This window comes from Colwellia sp. 6M3 (assembly GCF_014077595.1).
In the GTDB taxonomy this organism is placed as follows: domain Bacteria; phylum Pseudomonadota; class Gammaproteobacteria; order Enterobacterales; family Alteromonadaceae; genus Cognaticolwellia.
The window spans coordinates 1-358 of sequence record NZ_JACGWF010000232.1 but is presented as its reverse complement, the minus strand read 5'-3'; the positions used below and the strand labels follow the sequence as shown (position 1 = coordinate 358).

The 358-nt window shown below is 39.1% G+C and carries 1 protein-coding gene; it reads right to left on the bottom strand.

The window, feature by feature from the left end:
- A partial coding sequence (locus H4J50_RS19190; RefSeq protein ID WP_404842762.1) for an aminotransferase class I/II-fold pyridoxal phosphate-dependent enzyme occupies positions 1 to 335 on the bottom strand: 335 nt, incomplete at its 3' end.
- Positions 336 to 358 lie beyond the last annotated feature (23 nt).

The following is a 358-nucleotide window of genomic DNA, read 5'->3' as shown; positions in this document are numbered from 1 at the left end:
AACACGCTATGATAAATAGCTGACAATACTTCCTGTGCACCACAAAATGTTATGGCACTCTCTGCTTTAATGACTTTACGATGGCAGTTTAATTCTTGATGAAAATCAACTATTTCTTGTCGTAATGCGACATCACCTTGCACAGGTGCATATTGGAGAAGAGTATCACCTATACTGGTCTCTAGCCCTTTTTGTGTAACCAAATCACTGGCACTCAACTGACATAGCTGTGCGAGTGTCAGTGCCTGAGCGGTCGAATCACTTAAATTATATTTAATATAACCCGCTAGGCTCTGACTAAAAGCAATATGCTTGGGCAATGTGTATGTCGGCATATTTAACTAATTATACTTAAAAC